Annotated in this window: 23 protein-coding genes, 1 tRNA gene, 1 other RNA gene and 1 pseudogene; 13 read left to right on the forward strand and 13 right to left on the reverse strand. The window is 60.8% G+C overall.

Going from position 1 to position 20,255, the window contains the following annotated elements:
- Position 1: 1 nt before the first annotated feature.
- Positions 2-271, reverse strand: coding sequence for a DUF7218 family protein (locus ACSU1G_RS03100; protein ID WP_439278423.1), 270 nt, complete (start codon positions 269-271; stop codon positions 2-4).
- A gap of 203 nt (positions 272-474) precedes the next feature.
- Here ACSU1G_RS03100 and ACSU1G_RS03105 point away from each other — a divergent pair, with 203 nt between their 5' ends.
- Positions 475-639 (forward strand): hypothetical protein, encoded by a 165-nt coding sequence (locus ACSU1G_RS03105; RefSeq protein WP_439278424.1) that lies wholly within the window; start codon positions 475-477, stop codon positions 637-639.
- Between the two features lie 15 nt (positions 640-654).
- On the forward strand, positions 655-1,269 hold the full coding sequence (locus ACSU1G_RS03110; protein WP_439278425.1) for a flavodoxin family protein: 615 nt from the start codon (positions 655-657) through the stop codon (positions 1,267-1,269).
- 90 nt (positions 1,270-1,359) lie between these two features.
- Here ACSU1G_RS03110 and ACSU1G_RS03115 read toward each other — a convergent pair whose 3' ends face one another.
- On the reverse strand, positions 1,360-1,779 hold the full coding sequence (locus tag ACSU1G_RS03115; protein WP_439278426.1) for a PRC-barrel domain-containing protein: 420 nt from the start codon (positions 1,777-1,779) through the stop codon (positions 1,360-1,362).
- A gap of 678 nt (positions 1,780-2,457) precedes the next feature.
- Here ACSU1G_RS03115 and ACSU1G_RS03120 point away from each other — a divergent pair.
- The 3 genes and pseudogenes from ACSU1G_RS03120 to ACSU1G_RS03130 all read left to right on the forward strand — a co-directional run.
- Positions 2,458-2,763 (forward strand): DUF2188 domain-containing protein, encoded by a 306-nt coding sequence (locus tag ACSU1G_RS03120; RefSeq protein WP_439278427.1) that lies wholly within the window; start codon positions 2,458-2,460, stop codon positions 2,761-2,763.
- Between the two features lie 114 nt (positions 2,764-2,877).
- The gene (locus ACSU1G_RS03125) at positions 2,878-3,978 is read left to right on the forward strand and encodes an FUSC family protein (protein ID WP_439278428.1); all 1,101 of its coding nucleotides are present in this window, start codon (positions 2,878-2,880) and stop codon (positions 3,976-3,978) included.
- A gap of 24 nt (positions 3,979-4,002) precedes the next feature.
- Positions 4,003-4,065: pseudogene (locus ACSU1G_RS03130) on the forward strand (hypothetical protein); the annotation flags it as partial.
- Between the two features lie 43 nt (positions 4,066-4,108).
- Here ACSU1G_RS03130 and ACSU1G_RS03135 read toward each other — a convergent pair.
- Positions 4,109-4,429 carry a hypothetical protein gene (locus ACSU1G_RS03135; RefSeq protein ID WP_439278429.1) on the reverse strand — a complete coding sequence of 107 codons (321 nt, stop codon included), beginning with the start codon at positions 4,427-4,429 and terminating at the stop codon, positions 4,109-4,111.
- Positions 4,430-4,617: 188 nt separating this feature from the next.
- Positions 4,618-4,980 (reverse strand): DUF7882 family protein, encoded by a 363-nt coding sequence (locus ACSU1G_RS03140; RefSeq protein ID WP_439278430.1) that lies wholly within the window; start codon positions 4,978-4,980, stop codon positions 4,618-4,620.
- Between the two features lie 185 nt (positions 4,981-5,165).
- Here ACSU1G_RS03140 and ACSU1G_RS03145 point away from each other — a divergent pair, with 185 nt between their 5' ends.
- From ACSU1G_RS03145 to ACSU1G_RS03165, 5 genes are all read left to right on the forward strand, one after another.
- Positions 5,166-5,303, forward strand: coding sequence for a hypothetical protein (locus ACSU1G_RS03145; RefSeq protein WP_439278431.1), 138 nt, complete (start codon positions 5,166-5,168; stop codon positions 5,301-5,303).
- Between the two features lie 36 nt (positions 5,304-5,339).
- Positions 5,340-5,558, forward strand: a complete 219-nt coding sequence (locus ACSU1G_RS03150) for a DUF2945 domain-containing protein (protein WP_439278432.1) — start codon at positions 5,340-5,342, stop codon at positions 5,556-5,558.
- Between the two features lie 5 nt (positions 5,559-5,563).
- The gene (locus tag ACSU1G_RS03155) at positions 5,564-6,193 is read left to right on the forward strand and encodes a DUF488 domain-containing protein (RefSeq protein ID WP_439278433.1); all 630 of its coding nucleotides are present in this window, start codon (positions 5,564-5,566) and stop codon (positions 6,191-6,193) included.
- A gap of 26 nt (positions 6,194-6,219) precedes the next feature.
- The gene (locus tag ACSU1G_RS03160) at positions 6,220-6,777 is read left to right on the forward strand and encodes a Dps family protein (RefSeq protein ID WP_439278434.1); all 558 of its coding nucleotides are present in this window, start codon (positions 6,220-6,222) and stop codon (positions 6,775-6,777) included.
- Between the two features lie 154 nt (positions 6,778-6,931).
- Positions 6,932-7,753 carry a DUF1206 domain-containing protein gene (locus tag ACSU1G_RS03165; RefSeq protein WP_439278435.1) on the forward strand — a complete coding sequence of 274 codons (822 nt, stop codon included), beginning with the start codon at positions 6,932-6,934 and terminating at the stop codon, positions 7,751-7,753.
- 146 nt (positions 7,754-7,899) lie between these two features.
- Here the strand turns inward: ACSU1G_RS03165 and ACSU1G_RS03170 are convergent.
- A tRNA-Lys gene (locus ACSU1G_RS03170) sits at positions 7,900-7,972 on the reverse strand.
- A gap of 121 nt (positions 7,973-8,093) precedes the next feature.
- Between ACSU1G_RS03170 and ACSU1G_RS03175 the strand changes: the two genes are divergently transcribed.
- Together ACSU1G_RS03175 and ACSU1G_RS03180 are read left to right on the forward strand one after the other, a co-directional pair.
- Positions 8,094-8,882 (forward strand): inositol monophosphatase family protein, encoded by a 789-nt coding sequence (locus ACSU1G_RS03175; RefSeq protein WP_439278686.1) that lies wholly within the window; start codon positions 8,094-8,096, stop codon positions 8,880-8,882.
- A gap of 191 nt (positions 8,883-9,073) precedes the next feature.
- Entirely contained in the window at positions 9,074-10,936 is a 1,863-nt protein-coding gene (locus ACSU1G_RS03180; protein ID WP_439278436.1) for an alkaline phosphatase family protein, read from the forward strand.
- A 670-nt stretch (positions 10,937-11,606) separates the two neighbouring features.
- Here the strand turns inward: ACSU1G_RS03180 and ACSU1G_RS03185 are convergent.
- The 7 genes from ACSU1G_RS03185 to ACSU1G_RS03215 form a co-directional block, all read right to left on the reverse strand.
- Positions 11,607-12,215 carry a 4Fe-4S single cluster domain-containing protein gene (locus tag ACSU1G_RS03185; protein WP_439278437.1) on the reverse strand — a complete coding sequence of 203 codons (609 nt, stop codon included), beginning with the start codon at positions 12,213-12,215 and terminating at the stop codon, positions 11,607-11,609.
- A 22-nt stretch (positions 12,216-12,237) separates the two neighbouring features.
- Positions 12,238-13,095 (reverse strand): ComEA family DNA-binding protein, encoded by an 858-nt coding sequence (locus ACSU1G_RS03190; protein WP_439278438.1) that lies wholly within the window; start codon positions 13,093-13,095, stop codon positions 12,238-12,240.
- Positions 13,092-13,310 (reverse strand): DUF2997 domain-containing protein, encoded by a 219-nt coding sequence (locus tag ACSU1G_RS03195; RefSeq protein ID WP_439278439.1) that lies wholly within the window; start codon positions 13,308-13,310, stop codon positions 13,092-13,094. The genes ACSU1G_RS03190 and ACSU1G_RS03195 overlap by 4 nt, the downstream gene beginning before the upstream one ends.
- The gene (locus tag ACSU1G_RS03200; protein ID WP_439278440.1) at positions 13,307-13,747 is read right to left on the reverse strand and encodes a hypothetical protein; all 441 of its coding nucleotides are present in this window, start codon (positions 13,745-13,747) and stop codon (positions 13,307-13,309) included. Before ACSU1G_RS03200 ends, ACSU1G_RS03195 begins: the two co-directional genes overlap by 4 nt.
- A gap of 8 nt (positions 13,748-13,755) precedes the next feature.
- The gene (locus tag ACSU1G_RS03205; protein ID WP_439278441.1) at positions 13,756-15,390 is read right to left on the reverse strand and encodes an AAA family ATPase; all 1,635 of its coding nucleotides are present in this window, start codon (positions 15,388-15,390) and stop codon (positions 13,756-13,758) included.
- 161 nt (positions 15,391-15,551) lie between these two features.
- A complete protein-coding gene (locus tag ACSU1G_RS03210; protein WP_439278442.1) occupies positions 15,552-16,796 on the reverse strand; it encodes an McrC family protein in 1,245 nt (414 codons plus the stop codon).
- Entirely contained in the window at positions 16,786-18,984 is a 2,199-nt protein-coding gene (locus ACSU1G_RS03215) for an McrB family protein (RefSeq protein WP_439278443.1), read from the reverse strand. Before ACSU1G_RS03215 ends, ACSU1G_RS03210 begins: the two co-directional genes overlap by 11 nt.
- A 57-nt stretch (positions 18,985-19,041) precedes the next feature.
- On the opposite strand from ACSU1G_RS03215, the gene ACSU1G_RS03220 reads away from it, so the two are divergent.
- Positions 19,042-19,461 carry a tyrosine-type recombinase/integrase gene (locus ACSU1G_RS03220; protein ID WP_439278444.1) on the forward strand — a complete coding sequence of 140 codons (420 nt, stop codon included), beginning with the start codon at positions 19,042-19,044 and terminating at the stop codon, positions 19,459-19,461.
- Between the two features lie 294 nt (positions 19,462-19,755).
- Here the strand turns inward: ACSU1G_RS03220 and ssrA are convergent.
- Positions 19,756-20,125: a transfer-messenger RNA gene (gene ssrA, locus ACSU1G_RS03225) on the reverse strand.
- Positions 20,126-20,255: the final 130 nt, after the last annotated feature.

The following is a 20,255-nucleotide window of genomic DNA, read 5'->3' on the forward strand; positions in this document are numbered from 1 at the left end:
ATCAATGGTCGCGGAGCATCGAAATCAGCTCCGCCTTGCGCTTGCCTGAATAGCCGGTGATACCGAGTTCTTTCGCACGCTTACGAAGCTCGTCAACGGTCCAGTCGTCGTAGTCACCTGCTTTCCCGCCGCGTCTGCCGACAGCAGCGCGGCCATCTCGTGCTGCCGCATTCGATATCCGTGCGGCCTTCTCTTTCGAATTGCCGTCCTCGCGAAGCTCCTCATAGAGCTCCGGATCTTTGAGGCTGTTACCGCCACGTGTTCCGGGCATGGGTTTCTCCTTCTTGTTTAGGAAGATACTGACCACTCCCCCGCACTGTCGCGAGGGGGTTGACAGTATCAGCGACGAGTCGCATAAATAGCATCGTCCGCCCCTGACGTCAACCCCCGCGATTACTTGCACAAGTCCTGCCAAGCTCAAGGTGCTTACCGAGGCGGCCATCGCCGCTCTCCGCTTTTAGAAGGAGGAACAGCATGAATATCGCTCTCATCATCATCATCGTCATCGCGGTTGTCTTAGCAATCGTCGGTGGACTGAATACCGCTCTCAACTGGCTGCTCTGGGTTGCCGTAGTCGTCGCCGTAATCGCGCTCATCGCATTCCTCTTCCGTGTCATCAGCGGACGCAGCCGCACCTGACCCGAGGACGTGGTCATGGACACGAAGCTGTCTGCCCTCACGATCAACTGCACGCTGAAGCCATCGCCGGTTGCGTCGAGCACGGACGTCATGGGCGACCAGATCGCCAAATTCTTGGCGGAACAGGACGTCGAATGTGTGAACGTCCGTGCAGTCGACCATGTACTTCTCCCCGGTGTGGACAAAGACATGGGAGACGGCGATGCGTGGCCGGCTTTGCGCGAGAAGGTGCTGAGTGCAGACATCTTTGTCCTCCTGACACCCACGTGGCTGGGACAGCATTCGAGTGTTGCTCAACGGGTTCTCGAGCGTCTCGACGCCGAGTTGGGAGAAACGGACGATAAAGGCCGTCCCATCCTTTTCGACAAGGTGGCAGTCGCCGGTGTCGTGGGAAACGAGGACGGCGCGCACCACATTGTCGGAGTGTTCTACCAGGCACTGAACGATGTCGGCTTCACCGTGCCCGCACAAGGATGCGTGTACTGGAACGGTGAAGCAATGCACACAATCGACTACAAAGACCTCGACCAGACCCCTTCGGCCGTCACGGCATCGATGACAGCAGCGCTGACCAACGCGATTCACCTAGCAACGCTGTTGCGGGGCGACGGGTACCCCGCAACGGCGTGACAATGGACCGAGAGGCTTCACACCGAGCCTCAGCGCACAGAAAGATCCCCACCCTGCCTCAGAGCGGGTGGGGATCTTTCCTTGCTTAGGTCAGCGGTAGTAAGGGTAGTTGGGGTACTGATAATTCGGTGTCCAGAATGGGGCGTACCCGTAATAGCCGAGGATGCTCCCATACGTTTCACGTACACGGACCAGTTCCGGGTCGTACGTGGGCGCGCCAGCGATGTGCTCGCGGGTCTGATCGATTCGCACCTCGTCCTCGGTGATGGAGGTGATGGCGTCAACCGGGACGAACGTCCGGTCCTGTCCCATTCCCAAGAAGCCTCCCGAGGCAACCTCGATGAACCGCACTCTGCCTTCGGCGTCATCGATGAGCAAATCCTTGATCTTGCCCAAGTCTGCGCCGTCTCGGTCTTTGACGTCGCGGTTGCGGATGTCCTCATCGCGACTGCCGATCGTTTCATCGGTCTCACTGAGCTTGACAAGCGTTCCTGCGTCTTGTGTGTCCATGATGATCTCCTACTCGATCGCTTAGTTAAACGCGGGCAGGGTCTGCCGCGAGGTGACTTCGCTCGATGGTTCGCTACCTATTCAGCGCTCTGACGTCTCATCAATGTCCGTCTGAGGCCTCCCGATTACACCGATGCCCACAGCTTCATGGCTCGGCTGTGGTTCGTGCCTCCTGTCCGGTGCCTTCGGTTCTTCGCCTGGCTCTTTCTCCGTGCTTGGTTCTTGCAAATCTTCGGTCGACGGTTCAGTCTCCGCTTCGGCATCCCGCTCGTCTTCAGGTGCGAGGTCACCTTGGACCCCGGTGCGCTCCACCCTGTCGTCTTCTTCCGGTAGGACTGGTCGGTCCCGATCCGGTACTTCCTGTGGATCTGACATTCTTCTCTCCTTCGGTCCTAGACATCTTCGTAGTGGACACCCTCTCAACCAGACCGGCCGTTGTGATGCCCATTGACATCGCACCTGGGGCGAGCTATCACGTCCCAACAAATCTCGATAGATCCGACCCCACCAGATCAGGTGCGGTATGCACCGACGAGCGGCACTGACGTAGACAGCCTCGATACGGAACCACCCGCCTCTTAGCGTTCCGAGGTGCCGACGTCAAGGCTGTCGTAGGCGCGGAGACGGGAGCCTATTCTCATCAGAACCCACAAATAGGGATAAGCAAGGAGTGTAGACATGGCCAAATTCGACGTCACGACCCGGAGTAAAAACGGGCAGTGGGTGAATGAAGTAGAAGGCGCGAATGAGCTATCGCGCAGCTTCGGTAGTCGCATCGAGGCAATTTCGGAAGGAAGCGAGTTCGCCCACACACATGGCTCCCGGCATGCCATCGAGGATGCTGAGCCGAGCGGCGGAATCACTGACGGCGGGGCACCCGGGGAAGCCCCGATCATCGTCGGAGACAAGCCGCACCGGCAGGACAGCTTGCCAGAAACGACCGACGAGAACGGGTTCCCGCTGGAAAATCCGTCGGGCGGGTGAAAGCCAAGCCTTGACGTGTTCGAAGCCACTCCACAGGGACGGCACCCGCCGTGACAAGCGATACTCCTATCCCAGTGGGCATCCAAACCTGCGCAAAAAAGGGAAGAGCTCGCATTGAGTGAGAGCAATCCGCCGTCTGTGCGGCGAGCGGCGAGCATCGTTCGTTCGCTAAAGGGCGCAGTGCTCCCCGCACGATTATTGCTCGTGGCGAAGACGGCACTCGCGGTCGGTCTAGCGTGGATGATTGCACCGCACCTGCCAGGTGTCACCGATGACTACCCGTACTACGCGCCGCTCGGTGCACTCGTCAGCATGTACCCGACGCTGATGAGCTCGCTACGTTCCAGCCTGCAGACCGTTCTCGGGCTCGTGACAGGCATCGGGCTCGCAGCGCTCGTGGTGGTTGCCGTCGGCCCGAGCTGGTGGTCGATCCCCATTGTCGTCGGCCTCGGTGTCCTTGTATCCGGGACAGGCTGGTTCGGTTCCGGGCAAGAGTACATACCAATCGCCGCGCTGTTCGTGCTCATCATCGGCGGGCAGAACGCAGATGCGTATTCGCTCGGATACCTCACCCAGATGGGCCTCGGTGTAGCCATCGGACTGGCGGTCAACATACTGATCGCCCCTGCCCCGCTCACCGACCATGCGACTGCCCGCGTAGATGCCTTCCAGCAGCATCTCGCCGCACACCTGCGTGATATCGGGAACGCGGTATCGGAATCCTGGCCACCCGCGCACGACGGATGGGTGCATGACGCCGAATCGCTCGCGGAAACAGCGCGAAGCGTGCAACGTGCTCTTTGGGAAGCCGATGACAGCCGGCGCGGCAATTTTCGCGCGTGGTTTGGCCCCAGCGACTCGAGTGAAGCCCACGAGAGGCTTGACACTCTCGACAAGATCACGCATCACATCCGCGATATCTCTGACTGTCTCGCGGATACGATCTGGGAGCGTCCGGGCGGCCTGACACTCGATCCCGCGTTGGTTGGCCCATTGGCGTCCGCTTGTCACGCAGTCGCAGATGTGATCGGGCAACCCCAGCCACTTTCACCCGAGGCGCATCGTGCACGTGGTGATGCCGCACGCTCTGTGCGGCTGCTCTTGGAAACGGTCGATAGACGCACTTTCGATGTTCGACGCGTGATGGGACCGGGCGTGCTGACAGCCATGCACCTTCGCCGCATCCTGATGCTGACCGTACGGGAACCTGCATGATCCAAGCCCAACACTGCCGTCGGCGCGATGGTCGCTATCGCCATCTACCTGCGACAGCGCGGTTCCGCGAAATCGAAAACGGTTGACGCACCCCACTATTTGTCATCGTGGGACTCGGAACAGATTTCGGTCAGTCTTCGTCCATGTCATTCGCCGCCCGCGCTTCCGCGGAGTAGTCCGGACGCTCCGGTTGCGACGGTTGGTCCGACAACTCTCCCCCTTCGCGTCCACCGTAGGGACGTCCATGGTCGGCGAACTCCTCGCGGGAGAAAACTAGGGTCCACGGTCCGACGGTGAATCGCGCACCCGTGCGGAGTATTTCCGATTTCCCGCCAAGGTTGTCGGTGTCAGGGTTCGAGTTCATCTCGCCCTCGCCGCGTAGTGCCAGGACGTACTCGTCTTGATCATCATGAGTGATCGTCGCGTGCACTGGATCGGCGTCTGTAAGCATGAGTTCATTCCCGGTGGCGGATCCGATTCGGACCACATCCTCTGTCAGATGATGCTCGAATCGCTCGTCGTGTCGAGAAATGAAGAGACGGGGATTACCGGCACCCCATTCGGCATGAGTCGTGGTCGGTCGGTGTACTTGAGCATTCTGGTCAGTCATGTTCGTACCTTTCACTCTGGTGTTCCACGCTACGCTCCGTGCTCGTCGATGCCGAGGGGCTTGACTGGGGGCGATGCGGTGTGAGGTGTGCTCAGCATGTCTTCCGTGACCATCTTGATCCCGCCGCTCGAGTTCGCGGAGTTCGCCATCGCGGTAATCCATTCAGCGATCAGCGGAGGCGCTTCCGGGGAGTCGAACACGAACCGCAACGGTATCGACGGATGCAACCAGATCGTCGACCGCCCGGGCTGACTTCCCTCCGGATGAGTCCACGACAGCGTGAAACTCTCGTTGCGTCGCAGTTTGGTAGCGATTACCACCTTCAGGTGCGCCAGCGCACGATCCTCAATGTGAATCGGTTCTGCGGCACCGCCGTAATAGATCATGCCCATGGGCCTACGCTACCCAGACACGTACTGACAACGCTCGTGTTGTCAGAAAGTAACGGTGCACACATGTGCAGGCTCATCTATGAGGGCGGAGTCAAAGTTGAGAGCGAGGATAGGGCGCCTACGCGCCGCCTCGCAGCGTTGTCAACCCGATTGCGCGATCATTTTCAGAAGCGTTGAGTTGGTGTATGGACAGCGATAAGCACAACACTCAAGGCACCCCCGGCGATAACGAAGAAGCGGACACTGCATCTGGTGGAGCTCCAGAGAAGCCCGACAGCACCGCCGAGAAGGAGCGCACAGAGGAGAACTACTCCGACGATTGAGTGGGAGAGTGAAATGCATCGCAGAGAGGGGTAAGGATGTCTCACCACTTCTCCGTCGGAGACCACGTCTCGTGGAATTCAGAGGCGGGTCGCGTCTCCGGACGAATCGTGAAAAAACACACGTCAGACTTCGACTACAAAGGCCACAATCACCGGGCGTCTGCTGACGAGCCACAGTACGAGATCCAGAGTGACACTACTGACCACGTGGCGGCTCACAAGGGCAGTGCCCTCCATCTCCTCGATAGCAAGTGAGCGGCGTGAATGCCACGCTGTTCTTCACAATCGGTCACTCGAACCGTCCCCTCGAAGAATTCGGGGAGCTCCTTAAAGAGAGCGCAATTACGCAGGTTCTCGACGTTCGCAAGCTACCAGGCTCGTCCAAGTACCCACAGTTCAATGAAGACGCACTCGGGGCTTCCCTCAATGAACGCGGAATGGATCTGATTCGGCTGGACGCGCTCACGGGGCGCCGACCCGTGAACAAAGACGTGCCATTCGAAGTGAACGGCTGGTGGGAGAACCGGAGCTTCCACAACTATGCGGACCATGCGCTCTCTACGGAATTTCGAGACGCGTTGGATGTGCTCCGTGAACAGGGCGCGGCACACCAAACAGCGCTGATGTGTTCGGAAGCGGTCTGGTGGCGGTGCCACCGACGGATTATCACCGATCACCTCCTCGCCCGCGGCGACGACGTGCACCATATTCTGGGCAAACGGCAGATCAAGTCCGCAGCACTGAGTGATGGAGCGGTCATCCACAGCGACCATGCCGTCACGTACCCGGTCGACGAACAAGCGGATGCTGACGAGATGCTTCGGCAGGTTCGAGAAGCAGAGCATAGCGGCGTGAGTCACCCGAATCGCCCGGAACGAACCAGCCCATAATCTCCCGTTAGGAGGACCGAATCATCATGACCAAGACAACAAAAACCGCCCCTAAAAAGCAAGCCGCGCCCGGTGGTACCGGAGCGAAGACCGCACGACGTCAGAATGCGGAGAAAGGCTTCGTCGCGTCCAAAGATCTCGGCCTGAAGCTGCAAGCTGTGCTCGTGGATCTACTCGAGCTGCAGATGCAGGGAAAGCAGGCGCACTGGAACGTTGTCGGTAGAAATTTCCGCGACACGCACCGTCAACTCGATGACATCATCGACGCTGCACGCACCTTCAGTGACACCGTCGCGGAGCGAATGCGAGCGCTTCACGCGGTGCCCGACGGACGAAGCGATACTGTTGCGGCAACTACGACGTTGCCCGAGTACCCGCAAGGAGAGATCGATACGAGTGAGACTGTCGACCTCATCACCGTTCGACTCGAGAGGACTGTCGCGACGATGCGCGACGTACACGACGCCGTCGACGAGGAAGATCCGACGAGCGCAGATATCCTGCACGCCGTGATTGAGAAGTTGGAACAGTTCGCCTGGATGGTCAGCGCCGAGAATCGTTCACCGGCGAAGGATCGGTCCTGAGCTGCCATCGCGCCGGCAGCACATTTCGGATGCCGAGCGCGGTCGCTACTCGGAACAGCATCCTCAGGAGCGAAGATGAGGATGCTCTCCGGTGAACCTACGATGAGAACCATTCGATATAGAATCCCGCCGGGCGCAACGATAACCTAAGCGCATGGGGACTGCCGCACCGAAGCGGGCTGCACGTAAGGCCGAGTCAAGTACCACCTTGCGTGTTCTGGCGCGTGTTGGCTATGCCGCGAATGGTGTCGTACACCTGCTTATCGGTGTCATCGTCATTGTCATTGCATTCGGCGGAAAAGGCGCGAGCGATCAGTCGGGTGCATTCATGGCAATCGCCGCCGCACCGCTCGGGTTTGTCGCTCTCTGGGCGCTGGCAGTCGCACTGTGTGCGCTCGGGATATGGCACGCTCTCGAAGGTATTCTCGCGCGGGATCCGGATGGCGACGCCAAGGGCTCAGCCAAGAAATGGGGTCGCCGCGTCTCAGAATGGGGTCAGTCGCTCATATTCATTGTGCTGGGCATAGTCGCCGGTGCTGTCGCGCTCGGTGCACGGGTCGACAGCGAGGAGTCCGCAGAGACAGCCAGCCGAGGCGTGCTGTTGTTGCCCGGGGGTCCGGTCATACTCGGCATCCTCGGGGTGGGGATTGGCATCGGCGGCGTCTCATTCGTGGTGATGGGCGCGCTGCGCAGTTTTAAGAAGAAGCTATCGATACCTGCGAATCCTGTGGGCACCGTTGTGACCGCACTCGGAGTATTCGGATTCATCGCTAAGGGCGTGGCGCTGACCATCGTCGGATTCTTGACGGTCGTCGCCGCGGCGAAAGTTGACGCATCCAATGCAGGTGGGCTCGACGGCGCCATTCAAGCTCTTCTTGGCGTCGCTTATGGCCCGCTTCTCGTTGGTCTGGTCGGCGTCGGCTTTATCGCATACAGCGTGTTCTGCCTCTTCCGCGCGCGCTACGCCCGCTTATAGCCAGAGCACTCAGACACGCAGGTCGCAGCTGACACGCCCGAGCCATCCACTCTTTTTGCCCTATAACCCTAAGCCCACACGCCGACCGCGGGTCAAAGCAGAAAAGCCTCGAAGACACTGGCGAGAGTGTCTTCGAGGCTTATCCGTGCACCCCTCGGGACTTGAACCCGAAACCCATTGATTAAGAGTCAATTGCTCTGCCGATTGAGCTAGAGGTGCGTGGCTGGGATTTCCCGGCCGAGCAATTACATTACCAGCGATTCAAGCTCAGGTGAAATCGAGCGGAGAACCGGCGTGGCGCGGCGCCCAGTATCCTAAGAACGTGAGCGCCTCCCCCATTATGACTGATTTTTCGGACGACCTCGAACTCGCACTCAGGCTCGCTGATGCCGCCGATGCACAGTCCCTCCCGCGCTTCGATGCCGCCGATCTCAAGATCTCAACCAAGGTCGATCGCACACACGTCACCGATGCAGATCTCGCCACAGAGCGTGCCATTCGGGCGTTACTGGCAGATGAGCGCCCCGGTGATGGCATCTTCGGCGAAGAGTTCGGTGTCGAAGGCAGCACCCATCGCCAGTGGATCATCGACCCAATCGACGGCACCGCAAATTTCATGCGCGGAGTTCCGCTGTGGGGCACGATGATCGCGCTCGCAATTGATGGGGTACCGCAGGTCGGCGTCGTCAGCATGCCGGCCCTCGGCCGCCGCTGGTGGGCCGCAACGGGCAGTGGCGCATGGACCACGACGGATGCTTCACCGCGGCGCGTCACAACGTCAGCGGTGGCATCACTCGATGAGGCTGCCGTCAGTTTCCAGAGCATTACCCAGTGGGCGGATGCCGGACACCTGCCCACGCTGCTGCGCGTCGCCGATCGTGTGTGGCGCGATCGGGCCTACGGAGACGTCTACGCGTACATGCTTCTCGCCGAGGGGCGACTGGAAATGGTTGCCGAGTTCGACGTCAAGGAGTACGACATCGCCGCGGCGGTGCCCATCGTGCGTGAAGCCGGTGGAACTTTCACGTCCTTCGACGGTGCCGACACAATCTCGGATCGTTCGTCGCTCGCAACCAACGGCATTCTGCATGAGGCGTTCCTCGAGTTGGCACATCCCCTGACCAACTGAGCACAGTTCGCGCGCATCGCCGCCGGTTGTTCAGACATCCCCGCGCATCGCCGCTGACCCCTCGCTGAACACCAGGGGAACATCTCAATACACCTTGCCGAAACGCGTTCGACAGTGTGTGGCCACCATCGATAGTGGAGTTTGCGACGGCGTCCGCTGTTCGTTTCGCACGCTCCCCGAAGGATCCACCTATGTCCTCGCCGAAACGCGCCCCGCGCGTCGTTCCGACCGTTCTGGTCTCCGCCATCCTCGTCGCCGGTGCCTCAGCCGTGCCGACAACGGCCGCTGCGACCACGCCCGCAGCCGATGCCCCGCGCGAGGTGAAGACCCTCGTCGTCGGCATCGACGGCGCGAGCTTCGACTTCCTCGCACCTGCGGACATGCCGACTCTCGCCGCGCTGCGCACCGCTGGCCTGACCGCGACGAGCAACCTGTACGCGCAGCCGATGGCTCCCACCGTCTCCGGACCCGGCTGGTCGACCATCGCCACTGGAGTCTGGCCCGACAAGCACGAGGTCATCGACAACGCCTTCAGTGCACCGAACTTCGAGGAGTTCCCCGACTACCTCACCCGCATCGAGCAGGTATCGCCTGAGCGCTCCACGATGGTCATCGGCACATGGGGCCCCGTCGCCCAGAACGTATTCGGGCCGGCCGTGGATGAGCGGGTCATCGGCGGCGGTGACGCCGGCACGACGACCAAGGCCGTGGCCGCGCTGTCGGAGCCGGCGACGGACGATCTCTTCGTCCACCTCGACGAGGTCGACGGCGCCGGCCACTCGGGCGGCACAGACGGTGCCGTCTACGGCCCCGCGCTCCAGCGCGCCGACGCGCAGATCGGCGAGATGATCGCGGCCATCGATTCGCGCGCCACACGCGCGCAGGAGGACTGGCTCATCATGGTGACCTCGGACCACGGACACATGCCCACCGGTGGTCACGGAGGCAATACTCCCGCCGAGCGCAAGACCTTCGTCATCGCTTCGGGCCCCGGGATCGAGCCCGGATCGGTGCGTCATGATGCCAAGCTCGTCGATATCGCACCGACCGTGCTCGACGCCGTAGGCATCGAGCCGGAGGCTGCTTGGAATCTGGACGGCATCGCCCTCGACGATCTGAAGGCGGACGACTTCGACAGCGTTCGATCTGCCCTGCGGACGCAGCTCGATGAGACGGCCCCCGGCGCCGATACGCTCGGGTGGACGCATGAGACGCCCGAAGGATGGAGCATCGACAACTCCGCGATGCCGGAGGGCGGTGTGCGCGAATGGGCCGGCTGGTCCTTCACCACAGACGAGTTCTTCTCAAACGTCGACCGCGGCCAGAACCGTGAGAACAACGTGCGCAGCCGCAACGTCTTCGCCGTCGCCGACTCCGACGAGTGGGACGACCTGCCCCACGCGAACGGCCAGTTCGACTCCACTCTGATCAGCCCGTCGTACTCCCTGACCGGGGCTGCGAACGCCACCCTCGCCTTCGCCTCGACCTACTACATCGACGGCCCCCAGTCGGCAGAGGTTCTGGTCAGCTTCGACGGCGGCGAGCCCGTGCTGATCAAGAGCTATGAGCGCAACACCAATGCCAACGAGCGGCTGACGTTCGACGTGCCGCAGAGCGCCGAGAGCGCACAGTTCCGTTTCCGGTACACGGGCACGAACAGCGCATTCTGGGCGGTTGACCGTGTGAGTTTCGAACAGCCGCAGCCGACCGCGCCCAGCGAGCCCGTCGCCGTTCAGGTCACATCCGGCGATGCGAGCGCCACGGTCACATGGCAGACACCGGTCGCCGACGGGCACTCGCCGATCTCGGGGTACACCGTCCTGGCGACCCCCGTCATCGACAAGGGCAAGTCGAAGCAGGCAGTTCCCGTCATCGTCGAGACGGCCGCCCTCACCGCCACGCTGGATGCGCTGCGCAATGGAGTCACCTACACGGTCACCGTGACCGCGACGAACGCGTACGGCACCTCTTCCGCGTCGGAGGCCGCAACCGCCTCGCCGACCGTATCTCGTGCTACGCCGGCAACTCCGCCGGCGAAGAAGCCGCGCGGCTGATCCCTAAGAGGCTTGCTCGACTCCGCTCCGGCGAATGACGAGCTGGACAGGCCGGATGCAGACAGCAAAGGCCCTCCTCCTCGGTTTTCACCGAGGAGGAGGGCCTTCATCTTGTGACAGCGGCACGGTGGAGCTGGGGGAATCGAACTCGGTCGGTGGGCGTCGGTCTCGTTCCATCTCGATCTGTTTGGGTCGAGGAAGGGCGGAATTCCGCGGTTTACCGCCGGTCTGCATACTCTCTGGATCTGTCTCGGTCCGGTTCGATGTTGTTGAGTTGTGGGCAAAATGTGGGCACAGATTTCTCCGCCGACAATGCCTCAACCGTAAGTACGCAGGATTCGATCACTCGCAGCAGCAAGCGCCGCGCTGAAGAATGCTTAGACATGAATCCAATGTTCCGCTCACGGCGCGAGTCCGATGCCTTCCGCCCACAAGTCCGTGGGCAATTTGATATAGACCAAATGCAGAGGGTGTGAAAATAGCATCTGATCACGGGGTGTAGCGGAGACGGAGCGATTTGAACTCTCGGTACCATTGCGGCGGGTACTCCACCTAAGCAGGGTGTCATCTCGCCCGTCCCAGGCGCAAACACGCACTCAGCACGGTCTTCTTGCACTCAGAACACTGGCTTCTCCGATCCGCGGGTTCGCGCTGAGTCCACATGCGACGATCAAATTGGCCTAGGGCTCGAATGCTCCGATGACTTCAGCGATCGACGAGCCCCCAGGGCGCTCGCGAGTTCCGCGAGGCGCTGAGTGGTGACAAACCCGGCCATGGATACTTCGCCCGTCGGCAGGATTCGCAGCTCTACCTGGTCTGCCGTGCGCTCGGGTTCATAGTCGGCGTAGCGGTCGGTAAGGTGAATGAATCGTTGGTTGGTCGAACCGACCAAAGCACGCTCAGCCTCGGCGGCGCCCGCCAGGTAGGGACCGTCGATCAGAAGATCGACGTAGCGAAGTAGATCCTTGCCGGGAAGCGACGCAACGATGGTCTCCATCGTGTAGCCAGTGAAGCAGATGACGCCAAGCCCCGCGTCCTGAGCCAGACGGGCGAGGTTAGTGACCGCCTCGACTTGGTCGAGAGGTTCGCCGCCGAGCAGCGTCAGGCCCTCGTCCCCCGCGGCCAGTGCCGACTCGATGACGATCGCCGGTGACGTGAGTGAGCCACCACTCACCGAGAAAAGATGAGGATTGATGCATCCCCTGCAACGGATCGAGCAGCCTTGAACCCACAGCGCCGTTCGCCTGCCCGGACCCTCCGCGCTCGTCTTGTTGATCACACGAGCGACGCGGAGTAGCCCTTTAAAACTCGAGGCGTCGACCATTGTCCGGACCGGGAACGACGCGCGGCGCGGAGGTTGGCGCGGTGAAGCCCGTCATCGCACCCACAGTGATTCGGCCGAGCACCCCTGCGAGCACATGCGGCTTCACCCCTGCCCGTGTCACGAGGTCCGAAGTGTCGCGGAAACCACCCGCCTGATCACGTGCCGCAACTACCTGCGCCGCGGTCGCCAAGTCGAACCCTGGCAATGCGGCGAGGTCGCCCAGGGTAGCGGTGTTGATGTCGAGCGTGGCGGAAGCAGGTGTCACGCTCGGTGCGTTAAAAACACTCGGCGGCGACGGATAGCTCGACGCGGCGATCGGTGCGGGCTCACCAGTCCCGGGCAAACGCGATTCTGACCCATTCAGTAGGGTTGTCTCGAGCAGCGATGCGACTCGCTGCGGATTAGGCTGTGGATTCACAGGCCCACTTGCCGTCGCCGTTGCGTACCAGGGTGTCGAAATGCTCTTGTCGTTATGTGCGCGCCACACAAGCCACTTGCGGTTAATCCACCATTGCACCCCCGCGGCGTTTCCGATCCAGACTATGATGCTGCTCCACATCGCGATGCTCGAGTAGGTGTCGTATGGCTCGGGCAAGGACTCGCCCTTTTGCGTGTTCGTCTCCCCGCCAACCCACATCATGACCGCGAATACAACCGAGCCAAAGGCGAAGAAGGCAATGGAAATAGCAATCCACTTCCAGTTTCTGGCCTTGACTCCGATCACCATGTAGCCGATCCATGCAGCGAACGCGAAAGGGAACCAGCCGAAAAGCATCCAGAGACCATGGCTCAGTCGCCATTTGCGGCTGCAGAGCAGTTCCTCAGCAGTGGTCATGCTCGGTCCTCCAGTCGAAGGTCTTCCTCGCGAAGCAGTTTGACAGGCGCCGCGGACACACCGAATTCGGGCGTCGGTTTTGAGTCAGATGCTTCCGCATTTAGCAGATGCTTCAGTTGGTCGATGGCGCTCAAACAGTCTGGCCCAGGCGTGCCGCTCGCCTCAGCGTTGATTGTGCCATCGGGAAGAATCGAGATCATTAGTTTGCGCGTCATGCGGTCTCCTCGAATACATAGTTCAATGCGCCGTCCTCATCGCGCTGTTCGATCAGCCGGAACCCCAACTCCTTCGCACGTTGCACGACGAGTTCTGCGGTGCGAAGCTGCGCGATACGACCGATCTGCACGTCGAGGGCAGCCAGCATCGATTGCGTGGCATCCTCATTATTCCCGTCGACCCGCCCGAGAAAAAGGTCCCCGACTTTCTGGAACGTGAGAGGACCCCAAGCACTTGCGCCAGTCAGTCGATCTTCGGTTTGCGATGTGACCACGACTCCCATCGCGGTCACAGCCTCGACCAACAAGGGCATCTGCATGATGCGCGTCGTCTTGCACTTCTCACAAAGGTCTATCGATCGGGCCTCTTTAGCCCACGTCGCGATAGCACCGTAGGCGGCGATGCCCAGAGGGATCAGCAACACCTCAACGCTCATGGATCTCCCTAAAACTCGATCGCTCGCCCACCCCGCCAGGACGAGACGTCCTTCGGGTCGGTGGGAGCGTCGGACTCGTATGCACCACGGGCCGCTTCCGAGGTCGCCGACACCGCGCGACTCTCGGCCCATTCGCGAATGCGGGTGATCTGCTCTGCCTGAGTCACCGACAAGGGAACAGTCTGTGCGATTGTTCGGAGCAGATCCTCGATAACAACAGCTCTGCGTTCCGCGAACGCGTCAAAACACCCGCTGATGACAGCCTGAGCAATCTCCGCGCCGGAGAACCCTTCGCTAGCAGCCGCCAACTCCGCGAATGTCGGCGACGAAAGGTCAATCTGGCCGCCAGCTCTGGAAGGCGGCGTGAGGTGCTTGCCGAGATGCAGTTCCCAGATCGATTCGCGTTCTGCGTGTGTCGGCAGGTCGACGAAGAAGATCTCGTCGAAGCGCCCTTTCCGGAGAAACTCAGGCGGAAGCGCATCGATCTTGTTAGCGGTCGCGATGACGAACACTGAACTTTTTTTCTCCTGCATCCATGTCAGGAAGGTGCCGAAAACTCGCGAGCTCGTCCCGGAGTCGCCTCCTCCTGAGGATGCCGATCCGAATCCCTTCTCAATCTCATCGATCCAGAGAATCGACGGGGCGACTGCCTCCGCGAGCTTGAGAGCGTTACGCATGTTCTGTTCGCTTGAACCGACGAGGCCTGAGAAAACTCGACCCACATCGAGGCGGAGCAACGGAAGTCCCCATTGCGACGAAACGGCCGCAGCAGTGAGGCTCTTGCCACAACCCGGCACACCTGTGATGAGCAGTCCCTTCGGCGCGGGCACCGTCCACTCGGCAGCCTCCGGGAGCCAGGCACCATCGCGCTTGATGAGCCACTTCTTGAGGTTGTCGAGGCCGCCGACATCACCGAGGCCGGAGGCGGGAGGGATGAACTCAAGCAGGCCTGACTTACGAATCGTCTGGCGCTTCTCTTCGAGTATGAGCGCGATGTCATCCGCATTGAGAACACGGTCCGTGACGATTGCGCGTGCGAAGGCGTTCTCCGCCTCACCTAGCGTGAGTCCTTGCGCCGCTTGGATGAGTCGTTCACGTTCTGGGCCATCGAGCTCGACGCGGATAGCGTCGCGGTTCGCCGCGAGGAAGCTCTCCAACGCTGTCGAAATCTCTACCGCGCTCGGGAGCGGGAGATCGACCACTGTGACAACCTTTTCGAGGTCGATGGGAAGGGTAAGTCCAGGCGCGACCAGAATCAAGGTGTGCGGGACCGCACCGCCCTTGAACGCTGATGCGACGTCGAGGATCGCCCGAACGAGTCCGGGCTCAGCCGGCCGGCCGCTCACTCCGAGCTGATGGTGGACATCCTGAAAGACGAAGACCGTTGGTTCGGTCGCCTTCATAGCATCGAGCAAGGCCTCCTCAGGGACGACGCGCTTGCCTGCCGCGCCTTGCCGAGCGTGCAGCCCACTGGTCAGCGTGTAGGACCGGACGGCACGGCCACGAGGGATCGCGCCCTTTGCGAGCAGATCGTCGAGCGCATCCAATACCCGATCGGGCTCCTGGGTTTCTACAAGCAAAACGGGGTTTCGAGCACGGATCAACTCAGTCAGGGTCCGCTGAAAATGGGACAGCTCCGTCACCACAGCTCCTCTCGTAGTGTTCCCATGTTAGTGCTCGACTTGGCGGGAGATACGGCGGCACGGTTTGCGGTCATCCAGGTGACCAAGTGCTGGCAGGGAGAAACACCACCACTCAGCGGACGTCACTTCAATGGTCTGCTCTGATTTGGGCTCAATCTTGCTCATTCTCTGCCGGGTGTCGACAGAATGTGGGCACGGCTCTCCGCACTTGAGGAGTCTGCAATTGATTGTGCAAGTGCGGCGACGCGCCCCGCGATCTCCTGAGGCGAGCCATCGAGTGACACCGCGTGGAGGTGCACGCTGATTCCAGCGGTAGGGATTCGCAACACCCTGGCGATGACGTCGCCGGACACATAGATGAGGTGGGCGTCCGGGACGCCAAGCGCGAGCGCATAGGCAACCGCCTGATAGACGTCGGCATTCGTCGCCGCGTTCCCATCGTCACCGATGACCTTGTACTTGGTATCAGCCACGGTGACGACATCCGCCTCACGCGAGACGACAATGTCTGGCTTCAGCGCAACGGTACGATCGGTGTCCAACCACCAACGTCTATCTTGAGTTGTCAGTAGCATGCCGTCACGGTCCAACTCCGTACTAAGGCGGCTCGCAACGTACTTTTCAAACACTTCAGCCATATTGACGAGGAACGTACCGCCGCCATGCGCACCGTGCCGGTGAGTCCAAGAGACCGACTCTAGGATGACGCGGGCGAGCCGCAACGCTGCAGCGTAGTGCTGAGTGAGCGGCGTGAGCGGGCGCTCCGGGATCGGGACGCCACGCGGGAGCGGCGCGACGTCAGCGAAAGTCACTTGGAGTTGGCGGAGACGCGCCGCAGTTGCCGATGGAAGCGCATCGATACCGCTGACCACTCGCAGCGCGGACGTAAGGATCTCGTTTTCGAGAATGTCGTCGGTGAAGTCATCGAATTCAATTTCCAAAGGCAGCGGGATGCCAGGGCGCACAGCGAGTTGCCGTGCAATGTCCCAGCGTCCACGCACGACGGCCGCGGACTCCTCGACTGTTCTGTATCCCTTCACTAACCCACGCCGCGTGGCACGCTCTACCTCGATGAGGAAGGCACTGGCGATCGCTGTGGGTAGCGCGTCGTCGATCCCCTGAGCTGTCTCGTCGTCTATGCGCAACTCGTATTCACCGAGGGACGCCATGTACACAATGTTCTCAAGCGGCGTCTTGGGCACGACGTGCAGAGTCAGCCCATCGACGACGGCAACACCTACCTTTTTGACATCGGTTACTACCCACTGCCCCTCAGTCTGGGTCGGCGTCACACGACAGAATTCCAGCGCCTGAATGTCCCTCGCCTGGTTAAGGGTCAGGCGGATATGAGTCCGGCCTTTCTCTGCGATGTAAGTCCGCGTCGTCATCTCCGCGTCAATCGTCACCCGACACGACCGATGAGTCGCCGTAAGCCTCCGCGACGGTGTCAGCCCTCGTCGCAGAGACAGCTCGCAGCAGCGTCTTGAGCGCGAACTTCGCTCCCACGTCCATTTGCACGCCAAGATGGCGTTCCTCGAGGAGAGGAAGAAGATTCTCAGCCCAAATCGCGGCGAGATCGGCTTCAGTGAGATTTTCCTGCCGCAACAGGTGACTCGGACCAATCCGATCCTCACGGTCACGAATCCGAGAGTTAAGTTCTGCGAACAGTTCTGGAAGCGGGAGGGTCTGGGGATACCGCTCGACCCAACGCTCGAGGATACCGGCGACAGGTGCGACGTCGGGGTGAAGTTCGAAGAACGAGAACCGGCGCCGCATCGCAGAGTCGAGCAACGCGATCGAGCGATCCGCAGTGTTCATCGTGCCAATAATGAGCACGTTCGGAGGCAACGCGAAGGTGTCGCCACCATCGGTCCCCGACCCCGCGTATAGAAGGTCAATCGGCTCATCTCGGTACTCGAGCAAATAGTAGAGCTCACCGAATACCTTCGACAGGTTGGCCCGGTTAATCTCATCGATCAGGAGCACGTGCGCAATATCCGGATCCTTGCGCGCATCCTCCGCAATACGCCTCAAAGGCCCCTTGACCAGCTCGAACACAAGCTGGCCGTTCTTCTCCCTCGGACGATACCCGGCAAAGAAGTCCTCGTACGTGTACGAAGGGTGGAACTGAATGCGCCGCGCGGCATCCTGTCGGCCGGTCACAGCACGCGTCAGCGCCTTGGCGACGAACGTCTTGCCGGTTCCGGGCGGTCCGTACAAAATTACCTGGCCTCGGCGATGAAGGGCGCCGACCACTCTGCTGATCCACTCCGAGTCCAGGTCCACTTCTTTGCTCAACGCGGTGACGTCGATACCCTCAGGCGTGAACCCACGAGGATCGACCAAGTCGAGTTCGCTTTGCTCCGGGTCCGCCGTATCCATCGCACTTTGCTGGTCGTCGGCTGCAACGACCGGATTCTGGTCCGGCATCCAGCGATCGCGGAGCGGACGAGCGTAGAAATCGATCGGCTTGCCGACTTTCATCTGGAGCGCGATTACGATCCGCTGCAGATCATCATCAAGGTCTTCACCGAACTCACCCCCGATCTCTCCGATAAATGTCGCACGAACACGCCGACGGTGATCCTCCGAAACGATCGGTCCGAAGAAACCCGGATGTACGAGATACATGAGCGAGTATCGCTGCGTCGGGAAGCTGTCGCCGTCGATCCCCAGCACAAATGCCCGCCACGCGCGCGGGTCCTCCAGGATGCGCTCTTGTTCTTCGCTCTCGAGAGCAACCCATGCTTTCGCGAGGTTGAGGATGATCGTGATCGCATGGTTGACACGCGAGAGCATCCCTGTGCCTGGGTTGAAGGCACCTCCACCGAACGCCTCATCGAAAGCAGTCGGGATCGAGACGGGATGGGCCATCAGGTCGAGTACCGACTGCACCTTCGCTGTTTTCTTCGCGTGACCGATTGCCTTAGAGATTGGCAGAATCTGGATCGAGAAGACCTCAGCCATGAGGAGCTTCTCCGCGTCGCTTGCACCGTCCATCTGCAGCGCGAGGTTCTCCACGAAATTCTTTCCGTCGACCTTCACAGCGCTGGCCCAACGGGCATGGAGCGTGTTCACGGTCTCGGGATCCCACACCGCACGTCCGGGGGCGAATACCGATCCCGCCGAACGCAATCCCTCCTCAACCCACACCTGCGCAGCCCCGAGTAGTCGGCGCTCCGCAGCATTGTCAACTACCCATACATTCGGCAGCGACTCATCGATGCTCGACTGCAGTTCGAGGCGGCCCGCATTGTACAAACGCACCGCCTCAACGTAGAGCGCATCACCGGGATGCTCATCCAGCGCCCTGAGTCCGCTCGAGGTGATCGCCCAGAGACCCGAACCATCCGGATGCTTTCGAAGCCAGCCTGCGCGAGCAAGGTAGGCGCTCGCCCACCGCCAATCAGACTCGCCGCGAGGACGACCCTTTGCGGTAGGTTCCCGCTCATGCTCCGTGAATGGGATCCGATGCTGTACGTCTTCCCAGACTCGGGCGATCGGCACGTATTCATCAACAGTGGCGTTCGTCGCGAGGTACTCAAGCGATGCTCGAGCGCGCTCACCTCTGTGCGTTTTGAGGTCAGATGCCACGTCAGCTCCTTTGCCAGTCAGTGCCTCCAATTCTATGGATGATCCGGCCCTGGCCCGGTGCCCCGGCTCAACCCGCAAAGTCACAGCGGCTCTGCTGCGCGCAGAGCGCTGGCTCACCGCGAGTGGAACACTGACCTCTGCGCCGGCAAAGGTCCTGACGGGGTCGTCTTCACCGACCCTGACGGCAACTACCTCCGGCGCGCCAAGACCAGCATCGGCACTATGTCTTGGTTCAGTACCGCTCTCGCCGTCGCGAAAATCGTGCGCCCAACTCCGCATGACCTCCGCCACTCGGCCGCGAGCCTCGCCTTTTCCTCCGGCGCAAATGTCAAAGCTGTGCAATGGATGCTCAGCCACAAGTCTGCAGCCATGACGCTTGACACGTACGCCGACGTCTTCGACAACGATCTCGCCGACGTAGCCACCCGCATGAACGAAGGCAGCCTGTCGGCCGATGGTGGTCGCCTGTGGCGCTGAGGATCGAATAGCGAGGGTCCGTTCGGGCACCTCAAAGGAGCCTCGCCGAAACAAGAAGCTCAAACAAATGTGGGCAAAATGTGGGCAAATGGCCTTCTCGGCCGAATCGACCGCACATGACGAAGCCCGCCGTGATCCCAGTGTTTACATGAGATCTCGGGACTTCATCATTGACAGCGGCACAGCAGGGCTGGGGGGGAACCTGCCCTTTTTGCCGCTTCAGCCGCAAATGACAGAGCCCCGCGATCCCAGTGTTTACAAGGGATCGCGGGGCTTCATCTTGTGACAGCGGCACGGTGGAGCTGGGGGGAATCGAACCCCCGTCCAACGCTGAGTATCCACGGATTCTCCGGGCGCAGTCTGTGCAGACGTTCTACTCGGCTCCGACCTTTGTCACAGACACCTAAGTCGACAAGCCCAGCCTGGGAAGAGTCCCGTGTGACGTCCAAACGCCATCACACAGCAAGATTCCTAAATGACGCCAGGGTCCGTATCGGAATCACATACGGTCTGACGGACTATCGGGCTCGCTTATGCAGCGAGGGCGAAGTCGTTGCGCTTTGTTTCGGCAACTATAGTTTTGCAGGGAGCGTTCACGAGATAACCCTGCATCCTCGGCCCGCTTCACGTGGATTCACAGGCGCTGTCGAAACCGATCAGCCCCGTGGTCCTTCTCTCGAAGGGACCGCTGTCACTCTGTGGATTTATCACCTCAGGCATCGAAACACCTGAGCATCACAGAGTACAACGGATCCGCGCGTCACGCTATTCCTGGCTGGCGTAGAGTCGCTCCC

Source organism: Microbacterium sp. A93 (assembly GCF_051842835.1).